The organism is Nocardioides immobilis, assembly GCF_003515065.1.
Classification (GTDB): domain Bacteria; phylum Actinomycetota; class Actinomycetes; order Propionibacteriales; family Nocardioidaceae; genus Nocardioides; species Nocardioides immobilis.
In genome coordinates, this window is sequence record NZ_QXGH01000017.1 from 152,858 (window position 1) to 175,108 (window position 22,251).

At 72.4% G+C, this 22,251-nt stretch carries 21 protein-coding genes; 9 read left to right on the forward strand and 12 right to left on the reverse strand.

The window, feature by feature from the left end; translation table 11 throughout:
• The first annotated feature begins 36 nt into the window (after positions 1–36).
• Entirely contained in the window at positions 37–645 is a 609-nt protein-coding gene (locus tag D0Z08_RS14405) for an aggregation-promoting factor C-terminal-like domain-containing protein (protein ID WP_118925929.1), read from the forward strand.
• A gap of 15 nt (positions 646–660) precedes the next feature.
• Here D0Z08_RS14405 and D0Z08_RS14410 read toward each other — a convergent pair whose 3' ends face one another.
• The 3 genes from D0Z08_RS14410 to D0Z08_RS14420 form a co-directional block, all read right to left on the reverse strand.
• On the reverse strand, positions 661–1,350 hold the full coding sequence (locus tag D0Z08_RS14410) for a TetR/AcrR family transcriptional regulator (RefSeq protein WP_245993955.1): 690 nt from the start codon (positions 1,348–1,350) through the stop codon (positions 661–663).
• Between the two features lie 20 nt (positions 1,351–1,370).
• Positions 1,371–1,784 (reverse strand): hypothetical protein, encoded by a 414-nt coding sequence (locus D0Z08_RS14415; RefSeq protein ID WP_118925931.1) that lies wholly within the window; start codon positions 1,782–1,784, stop codon positions 1,371–1,373.
• Positions 1,785–1,865: 81 nt separating this feature from the next.
• Entirely contained in the window at positions 1,866–2,813 is a 948-nt protein-coding gene (locus D0Z08_RS14420; RefSeq protein WP_118925932.1) for an NAD(P)/FAD-dependent oxidoreductase, read from the reverse strand.
• 58 nt (positions 2,814–2,871) lie between these two features.
• Here D0Z08_RS14420 and D0Z08_RS14425 point away from each other — a divergent pair, with 58 nt between their 5' ends.
• Together D0Z08_RS14425 and D0Z08_RS14430 are read left to right on the forward strand one after the other, a co-directional pair.
• Entirely contained in the window at positions 2,872–3,348 is a 477-nt protein-coding gene (locus D0Z08_RS14425; RefSeq protein WP_118925984.1) for a helix-turn-helix domain-containing protein, read from the forward strand.
• A gap of 63 nt (positions 3,349–3,411) precedes the next feature.
• On the forward strand, positions 3,412–4,248 hold the full coding sequence (locus D0Z08_RS14430; protein WP_118925933.1) for an SGNH/GDSL hydrolase family protein: 837 nt from the start codon (positions 3,412–3,414) through the stop codon (positions 4,246–4,248).
• 19 nt (positions 4,249–4,267) lie between these two features.
• Here D0Z08_RS14430 and D0Z08_RS14435 read toward each other — a convergent pair whose 3' ends face one another.
• Entirely contained in the window at positions 4,268–5,566 is a 1,299-nt protein-coding gene (locus D0Z08_RS14435) for a hypothetical protein (protein WP_118925934.1), read from the reverse strand.
• The gene (locus D0Z08_RS14440) at positions 5,563–6,081 is read right to left on the reverse strand and encodes a SigE family RNA polymerase sigma factor (protein ID WP_245993957.1); all 519 of its coding nucleotides are present in this window, start codon (positions 6,079–6,081) and stop codon (positions 5,563–5,565) included. The genes D0Z08_RS14435 and D0Z08_RS14440 overlap by 4 nt, the downstream gene beginning before the upstream one ends.
• 112 nt (positions 6,082–6,193) lie before the next feature.
• On the opposite strand from D0Z08_RS14440, the gene D0Z08_RS14445 reads away from it, so the two are divergent.
• Both D0Z08_RS14445 and D0Z08_RS14450 read left to right on the forward strand, forming a co-directional pair.
• Complete coding sequence (locus D0Z08_RS14445) at positions 6,194–8,113, forward strand: penicillin-binding transpeptidase domain-containing protein (protein WP_118925935.1); 1,920 nt, start codon at positions 6,194–6,196, stop codon at positions 8,111–8,113.
• 200 nt (positions 8,114–8,313) lie between these two features.
• Entirely contained in the window at positions 8,314–9,768 is a 1,455-nt protein-coding gene (locus D0Z08_RS14450; RefSeq protein ID WP_118925936.1) for an NAD-dependent succinate-semialdehyde dehydrogenase, read from the forward strand.
• 115 nt (positions 9,769–9,883) lie between these two features.
• Here D0Z08_RS14450 and D0Z08_RS14455 read toward each other — a convergent pair whose 3' ends face one another.
• Together D0Z08_RS14455 and D0Z08_RS14460 are read right to left on the reverse strand one after the other, a co-directional pair.
• Positions 9,884–11,413, reverse strand: a complete 1,530-nt coding sequence (locus D0Z08_RS14455; RefSeq protein WP_118925937.1) for a flotillin family protein — start codon at positions 11,411–11,413, stop codon at positions 9,884–9,886.
• Positions 11,414–11,440: 27 nt separating this feature from the next.
• The gene (locus D0Z08_RS14460; RefSeq protein WP_118925938.1) at positions 11,441–11,959 is read right to left on the reverse strand and encodes a hypothetical protein; all 519 of its coding nucleotides are present in this window, start codon (positions 11,957–11,959) and stop codon (positions 11,441–11,443) included.
• 128 nt (positions 11,960–12,087) lie between these two features.
• Between D0Z08_RS14460 and D0Z08_RS14465 the strand changes: the two genes are divergently transcribed.
• On the forward strand, positions 12,088–13,119 hold the full coding sequence (locus tag D0Z08_RS14465; protein ID WP_118925939.1) for a zinc-binding dehydrogenase: 1,032 nt from the start codon (positions 12,088–12,090) through the stop codon (positions 13,117–13,119).
• The gene (locus tag D0Z08_RS14470; protein WP_118925940.1) at positions 13,116–14,492 is read left to right on the forward strand and encodes an MFS transporter; all 1,377 of its coding nucleotides are present in this window, start codon (positions 13,116–13,118) and stop codon (positions 14,490–14,492) included. The genes D0Z08_RS14465 and D0Z08_RS14470 overlap by 4 nt, the downstream gene beginning before the upstream one ends.
• Positions 14,493–14,517: 25 nt before the next feature.
• Here the strand turns inward: D0Z08_RS14470 and D0Z08_RS14475 are convergent, their stop codons facing one another.
• The 5 genes from D0Z08_RS14475 to D0Z08_RS14495 form a co-directional block, all read right to left on the reverse strand.
• Positions 14,518–15,762, reverse strand: a complete 1,245-nt coding sequence (locus tag D0Z08_RS14475) for a low temperature requirement protein A (protein ID WP_118925941.1) — start codon at positions 15,760–15,762, stop codon at positions 14,518–14,520.
• Positions 15,763–15,772: 10 nt separating this feature from the next.
• Positions 15,773–16,360 (reverse strand): TIGR03086 family metal-binding protein, encoded by a 588-nt coding sequence (locus tag D0Z08_RS14480; protein ID WP_118925942.1) that lies wholly within the window; start codon positions 16,358–16,360, stop codon positions 15,773–15,775.
• 4 nt (positions 16,361–16,364) lie between these two features.
• Positions 16,365–17,393, reverse strand: a complete 1,029-nt coding sequence (locus tag D0Z08_RS14485) for a sigma-70 family RNA polymerase sigma factor (RefSeq protein ID WP_245993959.1) — start codon at positions 17,391–17,393, stop codon at positions 16,365–16,367.
• A 144-nt stretch (positions 17,394–17,537) separates the two neighbouring features.
• The gene (locus tag D0Z08_RS14490; protein WP_118925943.1) at positions 17,538–19,100 is read right to left on the reverse strand and encodes a glycerol-3-phosphate dehydrogenase/oxidase; all 1,563 of its coding nucleotides are present in this window, start codon (positions 19,098–19,100) and stop codon (positions 17,538–17,540) included.
• A complete protein-coding gene (locus tag D0Z08_RS14495; protein ID WP_118925944.1) occupies positions 19,097–19,723 on the reverse strand; it encodes a TetR/AcrR family transcriptional regulator in 627 nt (208 codons plus the stop codon). The genes D0Z08_RS14490 and D0Z08_RS14495 overlap by 4 nt, the downstream gene beginning before the upstream one ends.
• A 17-nt stretch (positions 19,724–19,740) precedes the next feature.
• Here D0Z08_RS14495 and D0Z08_RS14500 point away from each other — a divergent pair, with 17 nt between their 5' ends.
• Together D0Z08_RS14500 and D0Z08_RS14505 are read left to right on the forward strand one after the other, a co-directional pair.
• A complete protein-coding gene (locus D0Z08_RS14500) occupies positions 19,741–21,336 on the forward strand; it encodes an FAD-binding oxidoreductase (protein ID WP_245993961.1) in 1,596 nt (531 codons plus the stop codon).
• On the forward strand, positions 21,333–22,250 hold the full coding sequence (locus D0Z08_RS14505; RefSeq protein WP_118925945.1) for a diacylglycerol/lipid kinase family protein: 918 nt from the start codon (positions 21,333–21,335) through the stop codon (positions 22,248–22,250). The genes D0Z08_RS14500 and D0Z08_RS14505 overlap by 4 nt, the downstream gene beginning before the upstream one ends.
• The last annotated feature ends 1 nt before the right edge of the window (position 22,251 follow it).

Consider the following 22,251-nt stretch of genomic DNA (forward strand, 5'->3'; position numbering starts at 1 on the left):
GAGGCACGAAACGCTTTTCTGGGTCACAATGCTCCGATGGGGGGAATGAGGCTGGGCCTGGGTGCCGCGCTTTTCGCGGTCGTCCTGAGCGCCTGTACGGCCCCCGCGCAGGCGCCGGCGGAGCCCAGCGCGGCGCCGTCGGTGACCGAGCCGCAGGACCGCGCCGAGCGCACTGAGCGCGACGTCCGCGGGGACCGCAAGGACCGGATGTCGCGCGGGAACGAGGGCGGCGCCCGCTTCGACGTACCGGACGCGGTGATCCTCGAGCAGCTCCGGCGCACCGCCGAGCGGATCGCGCAGAACTACACCGCGCCTCCCACGCCGACCCCTGCCGACGTTGACCCGGGCACCAACCGCGCACTCGGCTACCAGCTGATGCTGGACTTCGGGTTCCCCGAGGACCAGTGGAGGTTCCTGGACGCCCTGTGGCACCGCGAGTCGGGCTGGAACCACCTGGCGGACAACCCCACGTCCAGTGCCTACGGCATCCCGCAGTCGCTGCCCGGCACCAAGATGGCCGTCGTCGGCCCCGACTGGCGCACCAACCCCGAGACCCAGATCCGGTGGGGCCTGGCCTACATCGCCGCCCGGTACGGCAGCCCTGAGGCCGCCTGGCAGCACTCCGAGCGCGTCGGCTGGTACTGACCCGAGCCGGCTGCGTCACGCCGTCGGCGGCACCAGCGACTTCACGAGCGCGACGACGTCGTCGGCGATGCCGCGCACGCCCGGGATCCGGGTCGCGCGGAGCAGCTTGTCGAGGATCGGGACCGCCTGCCGAACGAGCTGCCGCGTCCGGGTGCGGCCGGGGGAGGCGTCGTACACCCAGAACAGGACCATGCCCATCTGCACCAGCCACAGCAGGAGCGGCAGCTCCTCACGGAGGGCCGGGGCCACCTTGAGGTCCGAGCCGGCCACGACCCGGCGCATCAACGCGATCGCGCCGTCGCGGGTCGGCGCGGACTCCGGGCTGAAGACCGACAGCGGGCTGGTCGGCTCCGCGGCGTGCTTGAAGAACTTCCCGGCGAACTCGTGGGAGGACTCCGCGACGTCGATCCAGATCTCGAGTACGGCGGACAGCCGCTCGACGAACCCGGTCTCGGTCGCCAGCACCCGCTCGCAGCCGGCGAGGTGCGCCGCGAAGATCTCGTCGTAGAACGCGAGGACGAGGTGCTCCTTGGACCCGAAGTAGTAGTAGGCGTTGCCCACCGAGACCCCGGCCTCCTTCGCCACCGCGCGCATCGTGGTGGCGTCGTACCCCCCGGTCCGGAACAGCTTGGTCGCCGCCGCGACGATGGCGGCGCGGGTCTGCTGGGCCTTGGACGTCGTGGGGTCGGGAGGCGGCGCGGTCACGGTCGCCAACGTAACCATGACTAGATGGCCTGCCGCTGCGCGGCTGCCCAGGCGTCGAGCTGGGTCTCGTAGGCCCGGGTGCGCTGGCTGTCGACGACGTGGCGGCGTCGCATCCCCGAGAAGGCCTTGACGTTGATGACGTGGATCAGCCCCAGGACCAGCAGGACCACGCCGACCTTGACGCTGAGCGACTCGACCAGACCCACCGCGGTGTCGGCGTCGCCGCCCACCCGCAGGTAGAGCAGCACGAAGCCGACGTTGAGCAGGTAGAACCCGACGACGAGCAGCCGGTTGGTCGCCGTCGCCACCGCCGCGTCGCTGAAGACGTCGGCCAGGAACACCTGGCCGTTGCGGGCGAGGGTGCGGCCGACGGCCACGACGACGGGCAGGCAGACGGCGAGGTACAGCAGGTGGTTGGCGAGGGTCCAGTTCATGGCAAGCTCCTTGAGTTGAACATGTTCAACATTCGCGGACGCCCAAGGTATGCCAATTATTGAACAAGTTCAAACCTGTGGTCAGGCAGGGACCGGGAGTCCGTTGTCGGTGGCCGCGAGCTCGCGGTCGCAGGCCGACGCTGCGAGCTGGCCGCCGGCAGCCGCGATGAGGACGGACGCCATCGGCATCGGCAGCCCGGGCGGCTGGGCGATGTCTCCGGCCGCGTAGACCCCGGGCCGGCTGGTGCGGCCGAAGGCGTCCACCAGGATCGCGCCGAGGGGCGAGCGGTCGAGGTCGAGCTGCTCCGCGAACGGTGCGGCCTGCTCCCAGCGTGGCCCGACGAACAGCCCGCCGAGCTCGACGGGGGGTCCGCCGTCGACGTCGACGGTGATCCCGAGCGGGCTGCGGCCGACGCCGCGCACCGGCTCGGTACGGACCTCCACGTCCATCCGCTTGAGCACTCCCGCGGTGTCCTCGTCGAGGTGGGCGCCGTCAGTGAGCACGACGGTGCGGGTCGCGATCCGCTCGAGCATCGCCGCGCGCAGCGGCACGCTGGCGTCCGCGCCGAGGATGCCGACCGGCGTGCCCGTGAACTCGTGGCCGTGGCAGTAGGGGCAGTGCGCGACGAGGTCGCCCCAGAGTGCGTCGAGGCCGGGTACGTCGGGCAGCGTGTCCGCGACGCCGGTCGCCAGGAGCACCCGCCGCGCCGTCACGGTGCCGCCGTCGGCGGTGCGCAGGGTGAAGGAGCCGGCGTCCCCGTCGATCGTCCGGACCTCCTGGTCGCGCAGCTCGACGGTCGGGTAGCGCTCGAGGTCGGCCCGTGCCGCCGCCCGCAGCGCCGCCGGCGGCGTGCCGTCGTGGGCGAGGAAGTTGTGCATCTCGGCCGCGGGGTCGTTGCGGTAGCGGTCGGTGCCGAACACCACCACCGGCCGCCGCATCCGGCCCAGGGTGAGGGCGGCCTGCAGTCCGGCGGAGCCGGCGCCGACCACGGCCACGTCGTACGCCATGTGGTTGGGGTTGCTGTTCATCGTTACTCCTCTGGCTGAAGTCCTTGTGCTGGTCAGAAGCCTGTGGCTTCATGTCAACATGAAGTCAAGTCGCACGGAGATCCGCTGGACCGTCGGTGAGCTCGCGGACCGGTTCGAGCTGCCCACGCACGTGCTGCGCCACTGGGAGTCGATGGGCCTGCTCGCGCCCGAGCGCGACAGCGCGGGGCGCCGGCGGTACCGCGAGGACGACGCCTACCGGGTGGCCGTCATCGTGTCGAGCAAGGCGGCAGGGATGAGCCTCGACCAGATCCGGTCCCTGCTCGACGCGGGCGCGGCCGATCGGCACCGGATCCTGACCGACCACCTCGAAGACCTGGCCGGCCGGATGGCGGAGATGGAGCGGTCCCGCCACCTCACCGAGCACGCGCTCGAGTGTCGCGCCCACGACATCGCGACCTGCCCCGGCTTCCGGTCCCACGTCGCCGACCTCGTCGCCGGCACCAAGCGAGGGTTCATGCCGGCGGGTGCGCGCGTTCACACGAATCCTGGTCACGATGTGTCCGGCCATGCTTGAGTGACCTGCGTCACATTGGTACGGCCCGTACCCCGGGCCGGCTTCCTCAGGGGAAGGTCACCCATGCCTGTACTCGCACGCTCCCTGCCCGTCGGCAACCGACTCCGCCTGTTCCTGGCGGCGGTCCTCCCGGTCCTCGCGGCGCTCGTCCCGCTGGGCGTACCGGCGCCCGCCCACGCGGCGCCGTCGTACGTCGCACTCGGCGACTCCTACGCCTCCGGCGTCGGCACCCGCAGCTACATCAGCGACGGCACCAGCTGCCAGCGCTCGACGTACGCCTATCCGTACCTGCTGGCCCAGCAGAAGGGCTACGCCCTCAACTTCAAGGCCTGCTCGGGAGCGACCGTCTCGACGGTCACGAGCTCCCAGCTGAGCGCGGTGACCTCGACGACGAAGTACGTCACGATCTCGGTCGGCGGCAACGACGCAGGCTTCTCCAGCGTGATCACCGAGTGCGCCCAGCCGGGCTGGATGTCCGACTGCAACGGCGCGGTGGACGGCGCCCAGGCCTACATCAACAACACGCTCCCCGGCCGGCTCTCGACGCTCTACGCCTCGATCAGGTCCCGGGCGCCGAGCGCGGTCGTGGTCGTCACCGGCTACCCGCGCCTGTTCCAGGGCGAGGACTGCAACGCCGGCACCTGGTTCTCCCCGTCGGAGGAGACCCGGCTCAACCAGACCGCGGACCTGCTCAACGCGAAGCTGTCGGCGGCCGCTGCTGCCCGGGACTTCAAGTTCGCCAACCCGACCAGCCGGTTCATCGGGCACGCGGTCTGCGACGACGTCGAGTGGCTCAACGGGCTGTCCAACCCGGTCAGCGAGAGCTACCACCCCAACCGGCTCGGCCAGTCCTCCGGCTACACGCCGCTGGTCAGCCCGCTGCTCGTCGGGGCCGTCTGACCCCGACGGACACTCCGGCTCAGTCGACGGGGCGGTAGACCAGGATCGCCCCGTCGACCGGCTCGCCGCGGAGGTCGACCAGCGACAGGCCGTAGGCCTGACCGGGCCACAGCAGCGTGTCCAGCGAGCTGCCGCCGTTGTCGCCGTCGAGGCCGGTGCCTTCGCGGACGGGGCCCTTCTCGGGCTGGATCCGGAGCCAGGTGCCGTCCTTCGAGCCGAGGACGAAGCCGACCAGCCGCGGGCCGTCCGCCTCCAGGTGGTGGGTGCGACCGTCGACCGCCTCCAGCTCGAAGAGCCGACCGTCCCACTCGGTGAGCTCGGGGATCTCCTCGCCGAGGACCGGGCGACCCGGGCGGGCGTCGTACGCCGCGCTGCCGGCGAGCACGCCGGGGAACGGCACGACCTTCTCGGAGAACTGCCGGTCGGTGGTCCACATCCGGACGTGGTGGACGCCATGGGTGCTGGCGCCGCTCGACGCCCAGCCGCCGCCGGCCGGGTCCTCGTCGAAGGTGCCGAGGTCGTCGCACCGGCCGCTCTGGAAGACGCCGTCATCGATGGCGACGACGTAGAAGACCCGCGCCCCGTTGCTGTCGCAGTAGTCGGACACCCGGATCTCGTCGAGCCGCCCGCGCACGGTGAACGACGCCTCACCGGTGGCGGGGTCGACCCACGCGCCGCCGACCAGGCTGCGGTCGGCCACGTGGTCGCGGAAGACCACGGTGCCGCCCGGGTCCGTGAGGCCGGGGGCCAGCTCGTCGGTGCGTTCGTACGTCGCCAGCCCGACCCGGGTCTCGTCGGACCCGCCGGACACGGTGAGGGTGAGCGTGCCTTCGTCCCGGCCGACCAGCAGCGGGTCGTCGAGCTTGCTCGGCCCCACGACGCGGGCCAGGAGCGCGCCGTCCTCGGTCAGCGTCACGGTGGCGCCCGCCGGCAGGTCATCGACCGCGACGGCCACGGCGCGGCGTCGGTCGGAGTCGCCGAGCTCGAGCTCGAGCGTCGCGTCGCCGCGCTGCGACTCGGCGCTGGCCACGAACCGGAACGGGAAGTCGAGGATCTCGATCTCGCGAGGAACCACGTGACCGGCGACCTCGAGCTGCTCGTCCGCCGGCGTCCGTGGGTCGTCACTGAGCGCCGGTAGCACCCCGAACCCGACGATGGCCGCGAGTGCCGCAACGCCGGCGACGGCACCGGCGCGGCGCTGGCGCCGGATCGCGCGGATCTTGCCGTCGACGCCGGCGGCGCGGGCGGTGTGCGGGACCCCGTCCACGCTGGACGCGTCCGCCGCGAGGGTCGCCTTCAGGTCGTCGATCGTGTTCATCGCAGCTCTCCCGCCTGCTCGTCGTGCTCGTGGGCCAGCGCGGGGTCGATCCGCAGCTTGGCCAACGCCTTGCTCAGCTGGCTCTTGACGGTGCCGCGGGAGCACCCGAGCATCTCGGCCGTCTCGGCCTCGGACAGGTCTTCGAAGTAGCGGAGCACGACGACCGCGCGCTGCCGCTTCGGCAGTCGGCCGATCGCGTCCGAGAGGTCGTGCCGAGCGTCGACGGCTGAGGTTCCGTCGTGACCGCCCTGCTCGGGCAGCTCGTCGGTCGGCCGCTCGCCGTTCCACTTCCGCCGCCACCAGCTCGCGTAGGTGTTGACGAGGATCTTGCGGACGTAGGGCTCCGGTCGGGTCTCCACCTTCTGCCAGGAGAACCACGCCTTGCTGAGCGCGGTCTGAAGCAGGTCCTCGGCCAGGCCGTGGTCGCGGGTCAGCAGGTAGGCCGTGCGGAGGAGTGCCTGGGAGCGGGCCGCGACGAAGTCGTCGAAGTCGGCGCGAGCTGCGTGGTCAGGCACCCGGCCTCCTCGTTCCGCGGTCATGGTGGTCATGCAGGTCTGGACCGGCGGGGCTGGGTGATCGGTTGCCTGCGTCGCCCGAGTTTCTCCAGCCGGCTGGTAGAACCGTCGCATGCGTCGGATCTCGGTGGCTCTGCCGATCTGCCTGTTGGTGCTCGCTGGGTGCAGCGACGACCCCGACGAGCCGGACGACGACGACGCTCTGCGGCTCGTCGAGAAGCTGGCGGACGCCATGGTCGAGGCCGCCGGCGACGACGTTCCCGCTGCCGACACCGCGTTGGCGGAGCTGCCGTTCGCAAGCCGGGAGGGGGCGGAGCGGGCGCTGGGCTACGACGCGATCGTCGAGGGCATGGACGGCATCGCGCCGACCATCGAGGTGGGCGACGTCGAGGAGTCGAAGGGGCTCACGACCGTCGACCTCACCTGGTCCTGGCCGGTCGTCGAGTCGGCGGAGCCATGGACCTACGAGACGCACGTCGAGCTCGTCGAGAAGGAGGGCGACTGGGCAGTGGTCTGGGCGCCGACCGTCGTGGAGCCGAGCCTCGCGAAGGACGAGGTGCTCGACGCGACCACGATCCCCGCCACCCGGGGCGAGATCCTCGGGGCGGAGGGGGCCGTGCTCGTCACGGACCGGCCGGTGCTGCGCTTCGGCATCGACCGGGTGCGGGTGCGCGAGGCCGCGGCCGCCGACTCGGCACGGGCGCTCGCGGAGCTGGTGGGCGTCGACGTGGCGCCGTACGTCCGCTCGGTGCGTGAGGCAGGCGACCGCGCCTTCGTCGAGGCCATCTCGTTCCGCCGGCAGGAGGTGCCGGCCGACGTCCTGGCGGCGTACGAGGGCATCCCTGGTGCGGTCGCGCTGGCCGACGAGATCTCGCTGGCGCCGACCCGCGAGTTCGCCGCGCCGATCCTGGGCCGGGTCGGTCCGGTCACCGCGGAGATGATCGAGGAGGACCCCGACCGCTACCGGGTCGGCGACATCGCCGGCGTCAGCGGCCTGCAGGCGCGGTACGACGAGCAGCTCGGCGGGTCGCCCGGCCGGGTGGTCGAGGCGGTGTCGGCAACCGACCCGGGCCCCTTCCGGGACCTGTTCCGGGTCCAGGAGGCCGACGGCGACCCGCTCGAGCTGACCCTCGACCCCCACCTGCAGGAGAGCGCGGAGGCGCTGCTCGCCGGGATCCCGTCCGCGAGCGCGCTGGTCGCGCTCCGGCCCAGTGACGGCGCGATCCTCGCGGCGGCCAACGGGCCCGGCACCGAGGGCCAGAACTTCGCCACCTACGGCCAGTTCCCGCCGGGGTCGACCTTCAAGATCGTGAGCAGCCTGGCGCTGCTCCGCGCGGGGCTCACGCCCGACAGCACGGTCACCTGCCCGTCGACGCTCACGGTCGACGGCAAGGAGTTCGGCAACTACAGCGACTACCCGACCTCGGCCCTGGGCGACATCCCACTCCGCACCGCGGTCGCCGAGTCGTGCAACACCGCGTTCATCGGCGCCCGCGACGAGCTGGGCGACGGCGACCTGGCCGACGCCGCCGCGAGCCTGGGCCTCGGTGTCGACCACGACCTCGGCTTCCCCGCCTACTTCGGCAGCGTCGCGCCGCCGGCCACCGAGACGGAGGCGGCCGCGGACCTGATCGGCCAGGGCACGATCCTGGCCTCGCCGATGACGATGGCGGCCGTCATCGCGTCCGTGCAGGAGGGGGCGCTCGTCGTACCCCGGCTGGTCGGGCAGGTCGAGGTCTCCGACCACGACCACACGCCGCTGACGGAGGAGGAGGCCGCACAGCTGCAGGAGATGCTGCGCGGGGTGGTCACCGCCGGCAGCGGCTCGCAGCTGGCCGACGTGCCGGGCGAGCCGGTGATCGCGAAGACCGGTACGGCCGAGTTCGTCGGTGCCGAGGGGGCCGTGCAGACCCACGCCTGGATGGTGGCCGCGCAGGGCGACCTCGCCGTCGCGGTGTTCGTCGAGATCGGGGAGTCCGGCTCCCGCACCGCCGGGCCGATCCTGGAGGAGTTCCTCCGCGCGGCGGGCTGAGGCAGCGGAAAAATCAAGCAGGCCCCTGGTCGCATGGGGTCAACGCAGGGGCCTGGTCGTGTTCGTTGGTGCTCCCTCCGAAACGACGCCCTCACCATAACTCCCGGACGGCCGTCGCACACAGGATTCGCGCGAACAATCTCGACATCGGCACGCCGGCTGGGGAGGCGAAGTTTCGGCGGCGGTGCCACAGTGGCCCCATGAGCCACGATCCGTTGCACATCGACCGACGTCAGCTCTTCATCGGAGGGGAGTGGAGACCGGCTTCGGGAGGCGGGCGGTTCGACGTCATCGACCCGGCCGACGGCTCGGTGCTGACCGACGTCGCCGACGGGACCGTCGACGACGCGATGGCCGCCCTCGACGCAGCCGTGGATGCGCAGCAGGAGTGGGCCGCGACCGCGCCCCGGGAGCGCGGCGAGATCCTGCGGCGGGCGTTCGAGCTGGCAACCGCCCGGGCCGACGACCTGGCCCTGCTGATGAGCCAGGAGATGGGCAAGACCGTGGCCGAGGCGCGCGGCGAGGTGACGTACGGCGCGGAGTTCCTCCGCTGGTTCTCCGAGGAGGCGGTCCGGATCCACGGCCGATGGATGGAGGCCCCTGCGGGCGGCACCCGACTGCTCACCCTGAAGAAGCCGGTCGGCCCGTGCCTCTTCATCACGCCCTGGAACTTCCCCCTCGCGATGGGCACCCGCAAGATCGGCCCCGCCGTGGCCGCCGGCTGCACGATGGTCGTCAAGCCCGCCGGGCAGACCCCACTCACCATGCTGCTGCTGGCCGACCTGTTGACCGAGGCGGGCCTGCCGGCCGGCGTGCTCAACGTCGTGACGTCGCGCAGCTCGGGCAAGGTCGCCGAGACGCTGATGGCCGACCCCCGGCTGCGCAAGGTCAGCTTCACCGGATCCACCGAGGTCGGCAAGGTGCTGGTGCGGCAGTCCGCCGACCAGCTGCAGAGGGTCAGCATGGAGCTCGGCGGCAACGCCCCGTTCCTGGTCTTCGCCGACGCCGACATCGACGCGGCCGTCGACGGCGCCATGGTCGCGAAGATGCGCAACATGGGCGAGGCCTGCACGGCCGCCAACCGGTTCCTCGTGGAGGGGTCGGTCGCGGAGGAGTTCGCCGGCAAGCTGGCCGAGCGGATGGGTGCGCTCCGGCTGGGCCGGGGCCAGGACGACGGTGTCGACGTCGGCCCGCTGATCGACGACAAGGCGGTCGCCAGCGTCACCGCGCTGGTCGAGCAGGCGGTGTCCGCCGGCGCCCGGGTCGTCACCGGCGGCAGCGCCCCGGACGGGCCGGGCTACTTCTTCAGTCCCACCGTCCTCGCCGACGTGCCACCGGACGCCGACGTGAACACCCAGGAGATCTTCGGCCCGGTCGCCCCGATCACGACGTTCGCGTCCGAGGAGGAGGCGGTCGAGCGGGCGAACGCGACGGAGTACGGGCTCACGGCGTACGTCTACACGCGCGACCTGGCCCGCACCGTCCGGCTCGCGGAGTCGCTCGACTTCGGCATGGTGGGCGTCAACTCCGGCCTGGTCTCCAACCCCGCGGCGCCCTTCGGCGGCGTCAAGGCGAGCGGGTTCGGCCGCGAGGGCGGGTTCGAGGGCATCGAGGAGTACCTCGACACGACGTACGTCGCCCTGCCGGGCGGCTGACCGGCCGACGGACGGACCGATCGGCCCGAAACGGCCGATTGCCCGCCTCCTGAGTCACACCGGCCCCTCGCGTCCCGAATGGTCCGTCCGGCGGCCGACACCCGGCGGGCGCGGGTCAGGCCTGGGGCTGCTCCTCGGTCTCGCCCTCGACGACCGGCCCTCCCGGCGCGGCGACGGCGTTGTTGACCGATTTGTGGATCAGCGACTCGAGGTCGATGCCGGTCGCGGTCTTCAGCATCTGCAGGGTCTGGGCGACGTTGTCGACGACCTGCTTCGGCATCGCGCCGGCGCCGTCGGTCGAGAGCACCGTCAGGTTGTCGATCGCGCTGATCGGCGCGGCGACCTCCTTGGCGATCTGGGGCAGGACCTCGATCAGCATCTGCAGCACGGCCGCGTCGTTGTAGTGCGCGAACGCCTCGGCGCGCTTGTCCATCGCCTCGGCCTGGGCATGGCCGACGGCGAGGGTCGCGGACGCCTCTGCGTCACCCTCGGCCTTGACCGCCTCGGCCTCGGCGACACGGCGAGCCTTCTCGGCCTCACCGCGCTTGGCGCCCTCGATCGCCTCGGCCTCGGCGAGCGCGGCACGCCGCGCCTTCTCGGCCTCACCGGACAGCCGGGTCTCCTCGGCGTGCGCCTCGGCGGCGGCGATGGTGGCGGCCTTGCGCGCCTCGGCGGCCGCGATCTCGGCGGACCGCTTCGCGTTGGCCTCCTGCTCGACCCGGTAGCGCTCTGCGTCCGCGGGCTTGCGGACCTGGGTCTCCAGCTGGCGCTCGGTCAGCGCCGCCTGCCGTACGGCGACCTTCTCCTGCTCGGTGAAGATCGCCTGGTCGCGCTCGGCCTGGGCGAGCGGGCCGGACGCTGCGGCCTGGGCGGCGGCGGCGTCGGTCTCGGCCTTGATCTCGGCCTGCTTGAGCGCGAGCGTGCGCTGCGCGATCGCGATCTCCTGCTCGGCGGCGATCCGGGCCTGCTCCGCGGCCTGCCTCGCGTTGGCCTCGGCGATCGAGGCCGCCTGCTGGATCCGCGCGGCCTCCGGCCGGCCGAGGTCGGCGAGGTAGGTGCCGTCGTCGGTGACGTCCTGGATCTGGAACGCGTCGAGGATCAGGCCCTGGCCGGTCAGCGACGCCTCGGACTCGTCGGCCACCCGCTGCGCGAACGCCGCCCGGTCCCGGATGATCTGCTCGACCGTCAGGCCGCCGACGATGGAGCGCAGCGCACCTGCGAGGACCTCCTGGGTGAATGCCTCGATGTCCGCCTGCTGGCTGAGGAAGCGCTGCGCGCCGAGCCGGATCTGGTCGGCGTTGCCGCCGATCTTCACGATCGCGACGCCGTCGAGGTTGAGCTTGATGCCCTGGCCCGACACGGCACCGCGGATCTGCACCGAGATCCGGCGGCTGGAGAGGTCCATCGTGGCGAGCTTCTGGATGAACGGGACCACGAAGACGCCGCCGCCGAGCACGACCTTCTGGCCGGAGAGGTCGGTGGTGAGCTGCCCGGTCTCCGGGTTGAGCACCGCCTTGCCCTTGCGACCGGTGACGATGAACGCCTGGTTGGGGCCCGCCACCTTGTAGCGGCTGGTGACGAGCAGCACCAGCAGCACGAGGAGTACGACGACGCCGATGATCGGCCCCACGACATTGAGATCCATTGAGTCCGGTTCCTTAGCTCTGGGTGGTCATGACTGGGGATTCCAGACCGGGGCCACGGTGACCGCGGTGGGTGACAGGACTCCGGTGATGCTGACCTCGGCGCCCGCCTCGATGGCGAGCAGAGAGCTCGCGTTGCACTGCATGACGTGGCCGCCGACGCTGACTCGGACGACGCCGTAGCTGTCGCCGCCGGGGATCGCCCTCAGCACCTTGCCGACCTGGCCGACCGTGTCGCTGATGGAGACGGTGCCGTCGCTGGGCCCGTCCTTGACCAGCCGGGTCAGCCACCAGGCGAACCAGCCGACCACCACACCGCTGGCTCCGCCGATCACCAGCGCCAGAGGCGTCGGGAGGCCGCCGCCGTCGGCGGCCGCCGCGCCGAAGCCGAACGCGGACACGAAGCCGCCGATGACCGCCGTCGAGAACACGTCGCCCTCGAGCGCGTTGAAAGCGCCACCGAAGGCCGCCTCGAGGTGGTCGCCGACGAGCAGCGACACCAAGACGAGCGCCAGGCCGACGAAGCCCAGCACCAGGAAGACGGTCACGTGTTCTCCGGATGAAGTAGCGATGGGACTCGGATCGTATCCGGCGGTGGTGCGGCCAAACCAGGATCGCGACGTGCCGGGGCATCCGGGCTTGACCTCAAGTTAACTTGAACTTGTTCACTGGAGCCATGAGAGCCATCCGCCTGCATGAGTTCGGTCCCGCTGACAACCTGGTCCTGGAGGACCTGCCGGACCTCGAGCCGGGCCCGGGACAGGTCCGGGTCGCGGTCGCCGCGGCCGGCGTCCACCTGGTCGACACCACCCTCCGCCGGGGCGAGCCGGGGCCGATGCCGGCGCCCCCGCTGCCGACCATCCCCGGCCGCGAGGTCGCGGGTGTCATCGACCGCGTCGGCGCGGGCGTGCATGAGGGGTGGATCGGCCGGCGGGTCGTGGCCCACCTCGGTCCGGTGCCGGGTGGGTACGCGGAGCAGGCGGTCTGCGACGTCGACCTGGTCTACGAGGTCCCGGACGAGGTCGGCCTGGCCGATGCGGTCGCCGCGGTCGGCACCGGCCGGACCGCGCTCGGCGTCATCGAGCTGGAGCCGCCGGCGGCCGACGACGTCGTACTCATCCCGTCAGCCGCGGGCGGCCTGGGCTGGCTGCTCGCACAGGCCGCGCTCGAGGTCGGGGCCGAGGTGATCGTCGCGGCCCGCGGCCGGGAGCGCGTCGCCCGGCTGGCCGAGCTCGGCGCCCACCTGGTCGTGGACTACGGCGCGGAGGGCTGGGAGGAGCAGGTGCGGGCGTCGTACGACGGCGTCTCCCTGGTGTACGACGGCGTGGGCGGTACCGTGGGCCGGTCGTCCCTCGAGCTGCTCCGGCCGGGCGGCCGGTTGGTGATGTTCGGCTACTCGTCCGGGGCGCCTACCGAGCTCACCACGGGCGACCTGGTGGGGCGCGGGATCACCGCGGGCCGGTCGCTCGGGCCGCGGATGGCGGCGTTGCCGGGCGGCATCCCGGGGCTCGCGTTCCGGGCACTGGAGCGGGTGGCGGCCGGGCGCTGGCGGCCACTCGTCTCGACGTACCCTCTCGCCGACACCGCCCGTGCACACGCCGATCTCGAGAACAGGCGAGCGTTGGGGAAGGTCGTGCTGGAGCCCGCGATGAAATCGATGGCCACTGTCGGTCCTCATCGCCAGACTGATCTCGAGGAGACCCCATGACCGACCAGCTCACGACGCCGACGCCGGCGCCCGAGAGCCCCCAGCCGCCCTCGGTGCGGCGGCTGCCGCGCGCGCTCTCGCCGTTCCGGCACGTCGCCTACCGCCGGCTCGGGTCCGCGCTGGTGCTCGGCACGTTCGCCGGCGGTGTGTGGGTCGTCGCCCTGGTGTGGGAGGTCATCCGGATCGGCGGCGGCGCGAGCCAGCTGTCCGTGGTGTCGACCGCGGGCGCCGTCGGCGTACTCCTCCCCGCCCTGCTGGGTGGCGTAGTGGCGGACCGGGTCCCGCAGAAGCTGATCCTGCTCGCCGTGGCCGGCCTCGAGCTCACCGGCATGGCGATCGTCGCGCTGCTGTCGTGGACCGACCAGACCCAGGTGTGGCACCTCGCGGTCGTGTCGTTCGCGACCGGCATGGGGCTGGCGTTCTACTACCCGGCCTACTCCGCGTGGCTGCCGGCGCTGGTGCCCGAAGAGGACCTGATGGCGGTCAACGGCTTCGAGGGCATGGTCCGGCCGACGGTCGGCCAGGCGCTCGGTCCCGGCCTCGCCGGCGTGGTGGTCGGAGCCGTCTCGACGTCGGCCGCGCTCGGCCTGGCGGCCGGCTTCCACCTGGCCGGGCTGCTGGTGCTCGCGACGGTGCCGTTGACCGCCGTACGACGTGAGCGCGCCGACGACGAGACGGCAGCCGACGCCCACCCGATCGCGACCGCGCTGTCCGACATGCGCGAGGGCTGGGTCTACATGGTGCGGACGCCCTGGTTGCTCGCCACGCTGCTGTTCGCCTCGATCATGATCCTGGCGATGATGGGCCCGTTCGAGGTCCTGATCCCGTTCCTGATCAAGGACAAGCTGGGCGGTGGCCCGGGCGACCACGCCGCGGTGATGGCGGCGTTCGGCATCGGCGGCGCCGTCGGCTCGATGGCGATGGCGTCGATGCGGATGCCCCGGCGCTACCTGACCTGGATGAACCTGATGTGGGGCGTCGGCGCCCTGCCGCTCCTGGTGATGGGCTTCGCGACCGAGGTGTGGATGGTCGCCGTGGCGGGCTTCTTCCTGGGCGCGTTCTTCTCGGCGCCGATGGTGATCTGGGGGACGCTGCTCCAGCGCCGCGTGCCGCCCCACCTGCTCGGCCGGGTGGCCTCGCTGGACTTCTTCGTGTCGGTCAGCCTGATGCCGGTGTCGATGGCGATGGCCGGCCCGGTGTCGGAGTGGCTCGGCCTGCGCACCACGTTCGCGATCGCCGCGATCGTGCCCGGCGTCGCCGCGGCCCTCGCGATCTGGCTGGCCAAGCTGCCGGCCGACGAGCTCGCCCACCCGTTGCGGGACGAGCCGGAGCCGGAGCCGACGCCGGAGCCGGAGCCGACGCCGGTCGGCTGATGAACCTGCGCGCCGCGCGACCGGCTCAGCCCTCCAGATCCGCCAGCACCTCGGCGTTGTGGCGGTAGCCGTGCACCTCGTAGCCGAGCACCGTGACCCACGGCGCGACGGAGAGGGCGAGCAGGCACCAGGTGACGTCGACGTGGCCGGCGGCCATGACGACCGGCACCACCAGCGCGACCACGGTGCCGGCGATGAGCAGCAGGTGGAAGGGATCGAGTGACTTGCTGACGACCGCGTAGAAGGCGTAGAGCGCGATCAGGTAGAACCCGAGCGGCACGGCGACGGTGAGCACGGTGCCGACCTCGTGCAGCTGGGTGTGGCCGTGGCCCTCCAGGTAGTACGCCGCCGCGTGCAGGCCGGCGCCCACCGCGACGATCGCGCCGAAGAGGGGCATGTGCCCGTAGCCCCAGGCGAAGGAGCGGTCTCTTCGGTGATGCAGGATCTCGCCGTGCGGGATCACGAAGTAGGTCCACCACATCCCGAACGTCACCGCCGTGCCGGCTGCGGCGAGCACCGCGACCTCGAGGGTCAGCCCGTCCTCGGACAGCACGGTGAGGCTCGCCATCGTGCCGATCATCCCCTCGCCCAGCGCGATGATGACCATCAGGCCGTAGCGCTCCGCGACGTGGTGGGCGTGCCAGGGCGTGCCGCCGTACTTGCGCTCGGCGACGAACGGACCTCCGGTCTCGATGAGCAGAGGCACGCACATGACGAGGAAGGTCGTCGTGACGGGCAGGTCGACGACGGCCAGCACGCACCACATCGCCTGCGACACCAGGATGCTGACGATGTAGACCCCGTGCACCGTGCGGCGGTCGGGGTCGTGCCGGTTGGCCCGCCACCACTGGAAGAGCATGGCGACCCGCATCACGACGTAGCCCCACACCATGACGTCGTTGTCGAGGGTGTCGCCCTCGTAGATCGACGTGAACATCTTCGGCAGGCCGAGCGCGAAGACCAGGACGCCGACCATCTGCACCATCGTGGTCAGCCGGTAGAGCCAGTCGTCGGTGTCGTACGCCGACGCGAACCAGGTGAAGTTGATCCAGGCCCACGAGATGCCGAAGGTCGCGAACGCGAAACCGATGATCCCGGCGACGATGTGGTCCTCGACGAGTGCGTGCGACAGCTCGTACGCCGCGGTGCCGAACGCGACCACGAAGGTCAGGTCGAAGAGCAGCTCGAGCGTGGTCGCGGCTCGGTGCGGCTCGTGCGGATCGCGTCCGCGCATCTGCCGGGTGCGGTGGCGCAGGGTGGCGTCAGACATGCCGGGGAGTCTAGGAGGAGTACGACGCCCGTCTGCCGAGCAGCGCGAGCAGCCGCCGCTCGGGGCCGGCGTCGGCGGGTACCGGCACCGGGGGCCCGAACTCGCCGTCGTGCTCGAGCGCGAGGGCCAGCGCTGTCGGCATCAGCGCCTCGGCCAGCGCGTCGGGGACCGGTAGGCCGGCGCCCGTCGTACGGCCGACGTCCCAGCCGTGGACCGTGATCTCGACCGCTGCCAGCCGGGCGATGGTGCCGACCGGCATCGGCCGGCCACCGACCTCGACGACCGGCGTGGTCGCAGCCGCCCACGCGCCCAGCAGGGTGCAGGCCTTGGACCGCAGCGTGTCGAGCCGCGCTTCAAGCGGCGCGGGTGCCGCGCTCCGGAGGCTGATCGCGCCGCCGGCTCCCTCGGCGAAGGCGTCGAGGGAGTCCTCCATGTGGGCGAGCAGGTCGCCGAGGCGCCAGTGGTTGCACGGCGTTGGGAGGCAGAGGTGGGCCGGCGTGACGGTGGCGAGCGCGCTCCGGGTGTAGCCGAGGGCGCGCTCCAACAGCTCGACCCCCGGGTCCGGCGAGCTGGGCGGGGGACCGGGGAGGGCGGTCATCGGATCAGCCGGTGGGGGCCTGGTCGACGGCGGGGGCGGTGTCGGGCTGCCAGTCGGCCGGCAGCCGGTCCGGCAGGCCGAACCGCCGGAAGTGCTCCACGCCGAAGAACGCGGTGACGTGACGGACCTTCGTTCCGGCCACGTCGAGCACCTGCATGTGGAACGGCTCGAAGTGGCCGTCGGGCTGGCGCATGTAGAGGCCGAACGCCGGCTGGCCGTTGGCAACGGTCGACAGCATCGGCATGTCGTGGACGCCGCCGGGGCACTGGGTCGCGATGAGCCTGCCGATGTTGTCGGCGCCGCGGTAGTGGTTGAGGAACGGGGGCATGTCCCACGTCGCGTCGTACTGGAGCAGCTGGACGATCCGGTCGATGTCCTTGGCCCAGAACGCCTCGAGGTAGGCGTTGAGCATCCGGCGCTGGGACTCGTCGAGGTCCTGCTCGACCGTGTCCGGAGTGAGGCCGCGGTCGTCCAGCTGCGCGTGGGCGCGCTGGAGGGCGGAGTTGACCGCGGCGGTGGTGGTGTCGAGGGCGGTCGCGGTCTCGGCGGCGGACCAGCGCAGCACGTCGCGCAGGATCAGGACGGCGCGCTGGCGGGCGGGCAGGTGCTGGAGGGCGGCGACGAAGGCGAGCCGGATGGTGTCGCGCTCGGCGACCTCGACGGCCGCATCGGGGATCGGCTCCAGCCACGGGATGTCGGCGTCCTGCTCGAGCGCGTCACCGGCGATCGAGTCGGCGGTGCCGAGCCCGGTCGGCAGAGGGCGCCGCGGCCGGCCCTCGAGGTTCGTGAGGCAGACGTTGGTGGCGATCTTGTAGAGCCAGGTGCGCACCGAGCTGCGGCCCTGGAAGTTCGCCGACGCCTTCCAGGCACGCAGGAACGTCTCCTGGACCAGGTCCTCGGCCTCGTGCACCGACCCGCTCATGCGGTAGCAGTGCGCCATCAGCTCGCGCTGGTAGCGGCCGGTCAGTGTGTCGAAGTCCGCGAGCTCGTCGTTCGTCGTCGCCGTGGCCTCGGTCATGGTGCCCGTTCCCATCCCTCGCTCCATCCCCTCGTCGAGTCTGCCTGATGAGTGGACAGGGGCCAACCGGAAAACTCATCGGCCGACCGCGCAGGAACCCCCGGTCGACCGGGGATTCCTGCACTTGTCGGGCAATGCAACGCCCGACAAGCGCCAGTTTCACCGGTCGACCGGGGATTCCTGCACCAGCTCCAGCGCCCGCTCCGCAGCAGGTACGGCGAGCGCCCGGTCGGCCGGGACCAGCCCGACCCGGGTCCGGCGGTCGAGGAGGTCGGCGACGTCGGCAGCGCCCTCGTGGGTGACTCCGAAGACCAGCTCCGCGAGGGTCACCGGGATGGACTCGGCGATGGGGGCGAGCAGGTCCTCGTCGGGCAGGCCGGTCACCGTGCGGGCGGTGTCGAGGACGAGCGCGGCGTCGGTGCCGAAGCGGCGTGCCAGCCGCGCATGGCCGGGTGTCTCGGCGCGCTCGATGAGCTCGGCCAGCTGCACGCGCGGGGCGGCGCCGGCGAGCGGGAGGGTGGCGGTGACACAGGGTCCGGCGTACAGGCCGGCGTGGGCGACCGCCGCGTCGACGGCGTCCTCGGCCATCCGGCGGTACGTCGTGAGCTTGCCGCCCACGATCGTCACCACCCCGTCGGGGCTGGTGAGCACGGCGTGCTTGCGGGAGAGGTCAGCAGTCGCGTCGTCGCCCGTGTCGAGCAGCGGACGGAGACCCGCGAACGCTCCCACCACGTCGCTGCGGCGCAGCGGCCGCGAGAACGATGCCGCGACCACGTCGAGCAGGAAGCCGATCTCGACCTCGGTCGGCTCGGCGACGTCGGGCACCGGGCCGTCGGCGGGCTCGTCGGTGAGGCCGACGTAGATCTGGCCGTCCGGCTGCGGCAGCACCAGCACGTAGCGGTTGCGCTCGCCCGGGATCGGCGCGAACACCGCGACGTTGAGACCCGGCAGCACGTCGCCGCGCAGCACCACGTGCGTGCCGCGGGAGGGACGGAGCCGGATGTCGCCGGCGACGTCGCCCGCCCAGACCCCCGCTGCGTTGATCACGGTCCGGGTCCGCACGGTGCGGGTCTCGCCGGTGAGCTCGTCGCGCAGCTCCACCGACGTACCCGCCGCCGCGAGGACGCGGGCATGCGTGTGCACGGCAGCACCGCGGGCGGCCGCCGTACGGGCGATCGTGGTGACCAACCGGGCGTCGTCCTCGAGCTGGCCGTCCCAGCCGAGTACGGCGCCGCGCAGCCCGTCGGCCCGCAGCGTCGGTGCGAGGCGGCGGGTCTCCGCGGCGGTCAGCCGGCGCGGCTTCGGCAGGGTGTCGGCGCTGGTGCCGGCCGCTCGTCGCAGCAGGTCTCCACCGAACAGCCCGGCCCGGGTGAGCAGTCCCATCGGGCGGGTGACGCCGGCAGCGAGCGGCACGATCGTCGGGAGCGGACGGGTCAGGTGCGGTGCGGTCGTCTCCATCAGGATGCCGCGCTCCACCGCGCTCTCGTGGGCGATGCCGACCTGTCCGCTCGCGAGGTAGCGCAACCCGCCGTGCACGAGCTTGGACGAGAACCGGGACGTGCCCCAGGCGAGGTCGAACGCGTCGACCGCGAGCACGCTGAGACCACGGCTGGCGGCGTCGAGGGCGACGCCTGCGCCGGTCACGCCGAGGCCGACGACGACGACGTCGACGGAGTCGGGTACGCCGGACAGGCCGGGGGTGATCGTGCGGGGAGCGTTCATCGGGGGTCACCTTCGGCAGACAGGGCGGGGGTCAGGGTGCGGGTGACGAGGAGTCGCAGCTCCTCGTCGAGGTCGCCGAGCGCGACCGTGTCGTCGGTCATCGTGTGGGCCGAGAGGACGAAGCCGTGGGACGCCAGCACCACCGCGCGAGCGAGGGCCACGGGGTTGCCGTCGCGGACGGTGCCCGTGGCCTGGCCGGCCTCGATCACCGCGGCCAGCAGGCCGAGGATCAGCTCCTGCGAGCGGCCGCGGCGCGCGAGCAGGTAGGGGAGGATCAGCTCGGGGTCGAGCTCGACGATCCGGACGAACAGCTCGTTGTCACGGAGTACGGCGACCGCGCGCAGCACGCCGTCCGCGATCTGCCCGGGGGTGGGGCCGGTCTCGTCGTCGTACCCCAGTGTCGGCTGGGTCGACGCCACCAGCTCGCCCCACTCGCGCGTCATCAGGTCGCCGAGCAGCTCCTGCATGTCCGACCAGGTGCGGTAGATCGTCATCCGCGAGACCCCGGCCCGACGGGCCACCTCGGTGAGGGTCGTCCGGCGCCAGCCGACGTCGAGGATGCACGCGCGAGCGGCGTCCAGATAGGCGTCCCGCGACTCGGGGTTGTGACGATGTGACGACATATGTAACACTGTAACGCATGACCGAGATCAAGCACGACCTGCTCCAGCCCGAGATGCCGCCCACGCGGTGGGGCGACCCCGCCCATGCCGGCCCGCTCCCGGAGGCCGTGCGCGACCTCGTCGGCCTGGTCTTCGAGCTCTCGGACACCCCCGCCGCGGCCGACGTCGCGGTGCCGGCGCCGCAGCTCCCGGCCGAGCTGGTGACGGGGCTGCGCGCGGTCGTGGGCGAGGAGCACGTCGTGCTCGACGACGCCTCCCGTCGCCAGCGCACCCGCGGCAAGTCGACGCCCGACCTCCTGCGCCAGCGGGCCGGCGACCTCTCCGACGCCCCCGACGTCGTCGTCCGCCCCGGCGACCACGACGACGTGCAGGCGGTGCTCGACTACGCCCAGCAGCACCGGATCGCGGTCGTCCCGTTCGGCGGCGGCACCGCGGTGACCGGCGGCCTGGTGGCCGAGCGCGAGGGCTTCGCCGGCGTGATATCCCTCGACCTCGGCCGGATGCGCAGCCTGCTCGCGCTCGACCCGGTCTCCTCGACCGCGACCCTCGGCCCCGGCCTCCGGGGCCCGGAGGCGGAGGCGCTGCTGGCCGAGCACGGGCTGATGCTCGGTCACTACCCGCAGAGCTTCGAGTTCGCGACGATCGGCGGCTTCGCGGCCACCCGGTCCAGCGGCCAGTCCAGCGCTGGCTACGGCCGGTTCGACGCGATGGTCGTCGGGCTGCGCGTCGCCACCCCCCAGGGCGAGGCGAGGCTCGGCGGCACCTCCCCGTCCAACGCCTCCGGCCCCGACCTGCGCGAGCTCTTCCTCGGTTCTGAGGGCGCGTTCGGCGTCATCACCGAGGTCACCGTGCGGGTCCGGCCTAGACCTGCGGTCAAGGAGTACGAGGGCTGGCAGTGGTCGTCCTTCGCGGCCGGCGCCGACGCGATGCGCACGCTCGCGCAGTCGGACCTGCTGCCCACGGTCATCCGGCTCTCCGACGAGAACGAGACCGCGATCAACCTGGCCCGGCCGGACGCCATCGGCGGCGAAGGCTCGGGGGGCTGCCTGATGATCGTCGGCTACGAGGGCACCCCGGCCGCGGTCGCGGCGAAGAAGGCCGCGGTCACCACCGCCCTCACCGGGCTCGGCGGCACCCCCCTTGGGGCCGAGCCGGGTGAGGCGTGGGCGGCGGGCCGGTTCAACGCCCCCTACCTCCGCGACTCGCTCCTCGACGTCGGCGTCCTCGTCGAGACCCTCGAGACGGTGACCTTCTGGTCCAACCGGGAGCGGCTCTACGCGGCCGTGAAGTCCGCGCTGGAGGAGGCGCTCGGCGAGGGGACGATGGTGCTCTGCCACATCTCGCACGTCTACGCGACCGGCTGCTCGCTCTACTTCACGATCGCCGAGGCGGGCGGGGAGGACCGGCTCGAGCGGTGGCTGAAGGCCAAGGCCGCGGCCAACGACGCGATCGTCGCGGCCGGCGCGTCGATCACCCACCACCACGCGGTCGGCACCGACCACCGCGGGTGGCTCACGCCGGAGATCGGCGAGGTCGGCGTCGCCGTACTCCGGGCCGTGAAGCGGGAGCTCGACCCGGCCGGGATCCTCAACCCGGGGGTCCTGATCCCGTGACCCGCGCGTTCACGTTCCTCGTCAACCCGAACTCGGGCGGCGGCGCGGCCCCCAAGGTCGTCGTACCGCTGGCGCGGCGGCTGCGCGAGGCCGGCGCCGAGGTCGAGGTCAGCTACACGTCCTCGCCGGCCGTCGTACCCGACCTGGTCAAGATCGCCGTGGCCGCCGGCCGGGTGGTGGTGTCGGTCGGTGGCGACGGGATGCTGTCCTCGGTCGCGGGTGCGGTGGTGGACGCCGGCGGCGAGCTGGCAATCATGCCGGCCGGTCGCGGCAACGACTTCGCGCGGATGCTCGAGGTGCCCGCGGACGAGGACGGCCAGGTCGCGCTCCTGCTCAGCGGTACGCCGACGCCGGTGGACCTGCTGTCGGTCGCGATGCCGGGCCGCCCCACCGCGTTGGTCGCGGGATCCGTCTACGCCGGGGTCGACGCGCGCGCCGGCGAGATCGTCGACCGGTCGCACTGGCTGCCGGGCAGGCTGCAGTACCCGGTCGCCGCCGTCCGCGCAATCGCCAGCTACCGACCGATCGCGCTGACGGTCGAGGTCGACGGGGTGCGCTCCGAGCACCGCGCCGCCAACGTGGTCGTCGCCAACTCCCGCTACTACGGCAAGGGCATGGCGATCGCGCCCGACGCCTCCGTCGACGACGGTGAGCTCGACGTGATCGTCATCGAGGCCGCCGGTCGGCTGGACCTGATCCGCGCCCTGCCCAAGGTCTACGAGGGCGCCCACGTCGAGCTCGACGCGGTCAAGGTGCTGCGTGGCTCCCGGGTCACCGTGTCCGGCCGGTACGACGGCACGGGTGCTCCGGTGCCCATTGGCGCGGACGGCGAGGGGCTGGGTGAGCTGCCCGCTGCCGGCGCGGAGCCGCTGACCGTGGAGATCCGGCCCGGGGCGGTCAAGATCCTGTGCTGAC

Bases quoted from the DNA above. Each gene is read 5' to 3' on its own strand.
- D0Z08_RS14420 (WP_118925932.1), bottom strand. From the start codon at position 2,813: ATGAACAGCAACCCCAACCACATGGCGTACGACGTGGCCGTGGTCGGC.
- D0Z08_RS14405 (WP_118925929.1), top strand. From the start codon at position 37: ATGGGGGGAATGAGGCTGGGCCTGGGTGCCGCGCTTTTCGCGGTCGTC.
- D0Z08_RS14495 (WP_118925944.1), bottom strand. From the start codon at position 19,723: ATGTCGTCACATCGTCACAACCCCGAGTCGCGGGACGCCTATCTGGAC.
- D0Z08_RS14425 (WP_118925984.1), top strand. From the start codon at position 2,872: ATGAAGTCAAGTCGCACGGAGATCCGCTGGACCGTCGGTGAGCTCGCG.
- D0Z08_RS14485 (WP_245993959.1), bottom strand. From the start codon at position 17,393: ATGGGAACGGGCACCATGACCGAGGCCACGGCGACGACGAACGACGAG.
- D0Z08_RS14465 (WP_118925939.1), top strand. From the start codon at position 12,088: ATGAGAGCCATCCGCCTGCATGAGTTCGGTCCCGCTGACAACCTGGTC.
- D0Z08_RS14450 (WP_118925936.1), top strand. From the start codon at position 8,314: ATGAGCCACGATCCGTTGCACATCGACCGACGTCAGCTCTTCATCGGA.
- D0Z08_RS14430 (WP_118925933.1), top strand. From the start codon at position 3,412: ATGCCTGTACTCGCACGCTCCCTGCCCGTCGGCAACCGACTCCGCCTG.
- D0Z08_RS14445 (WP_118925935.1), top strand. From the start codon at position 6,194: ATGCGTCGGATCTCGGTGGCTCTGCCGATCTGCCTGTTGGTGCTCGCT.
- D0Z08_RS14455 (WP_118925937.1), bottom strand. From the start codon at position 11,413: ATGGATCTCAATGTCGTGGGGCCGATCATCGGCGTCGTCGTACTCCTC.
- D0Z08_RS14475 (WP_118925941.1), bottom strand. From the start codon at position 15,762: ATGTCTGACGCCACCCTGCGCCACCGCACCCGGCAGATGCGCGGACGC.
- D0Z08_RS14500 (WP_245993961.1), top strand. From the start codon at position 19,741: ATGACCGAGATCAAGCACGACCTGCTCCAGCCCGAGATGCCGCCCACG.
- D0Z08_RS14490 (WP_118925943.1), bottom strand. From the start codon at position 19,100: ATGAACGCTCCCCGCACGATCACCCCCGGCCTGTCCGGCGTACCCGAC.
- D0Z08_RS14480 (WP_118925942.1), bottom strand. From the start codon at position 16,360: ATGACCGCCCTCCCCGGTCCCCCGCCCAGCTCGCCGGACCCGGGGGTC.
- D0Z08_RS14415 (WP_118925931.1), bottom strand. From the start codon at position 1,784: ATGAACTGGACCCTCGCCAACCACCTGCTGTACCTCGCCGTCTGCCTG.
- D0Z08_RS14470 (WP_118925940.1), top strand. From the start codon at position 13,116: ATGACCGACCAGCTCACGACGCCGACGCCGGCGCCCGAGAGCCCCCAG.
- D0Z08_RS14435 (WP_118925934.1), bottom strand. From the start codon at position 5,566: ATGAACACGATCGACGACCTGAAGGCGACCCTCGCGGCGGACGCGTCC.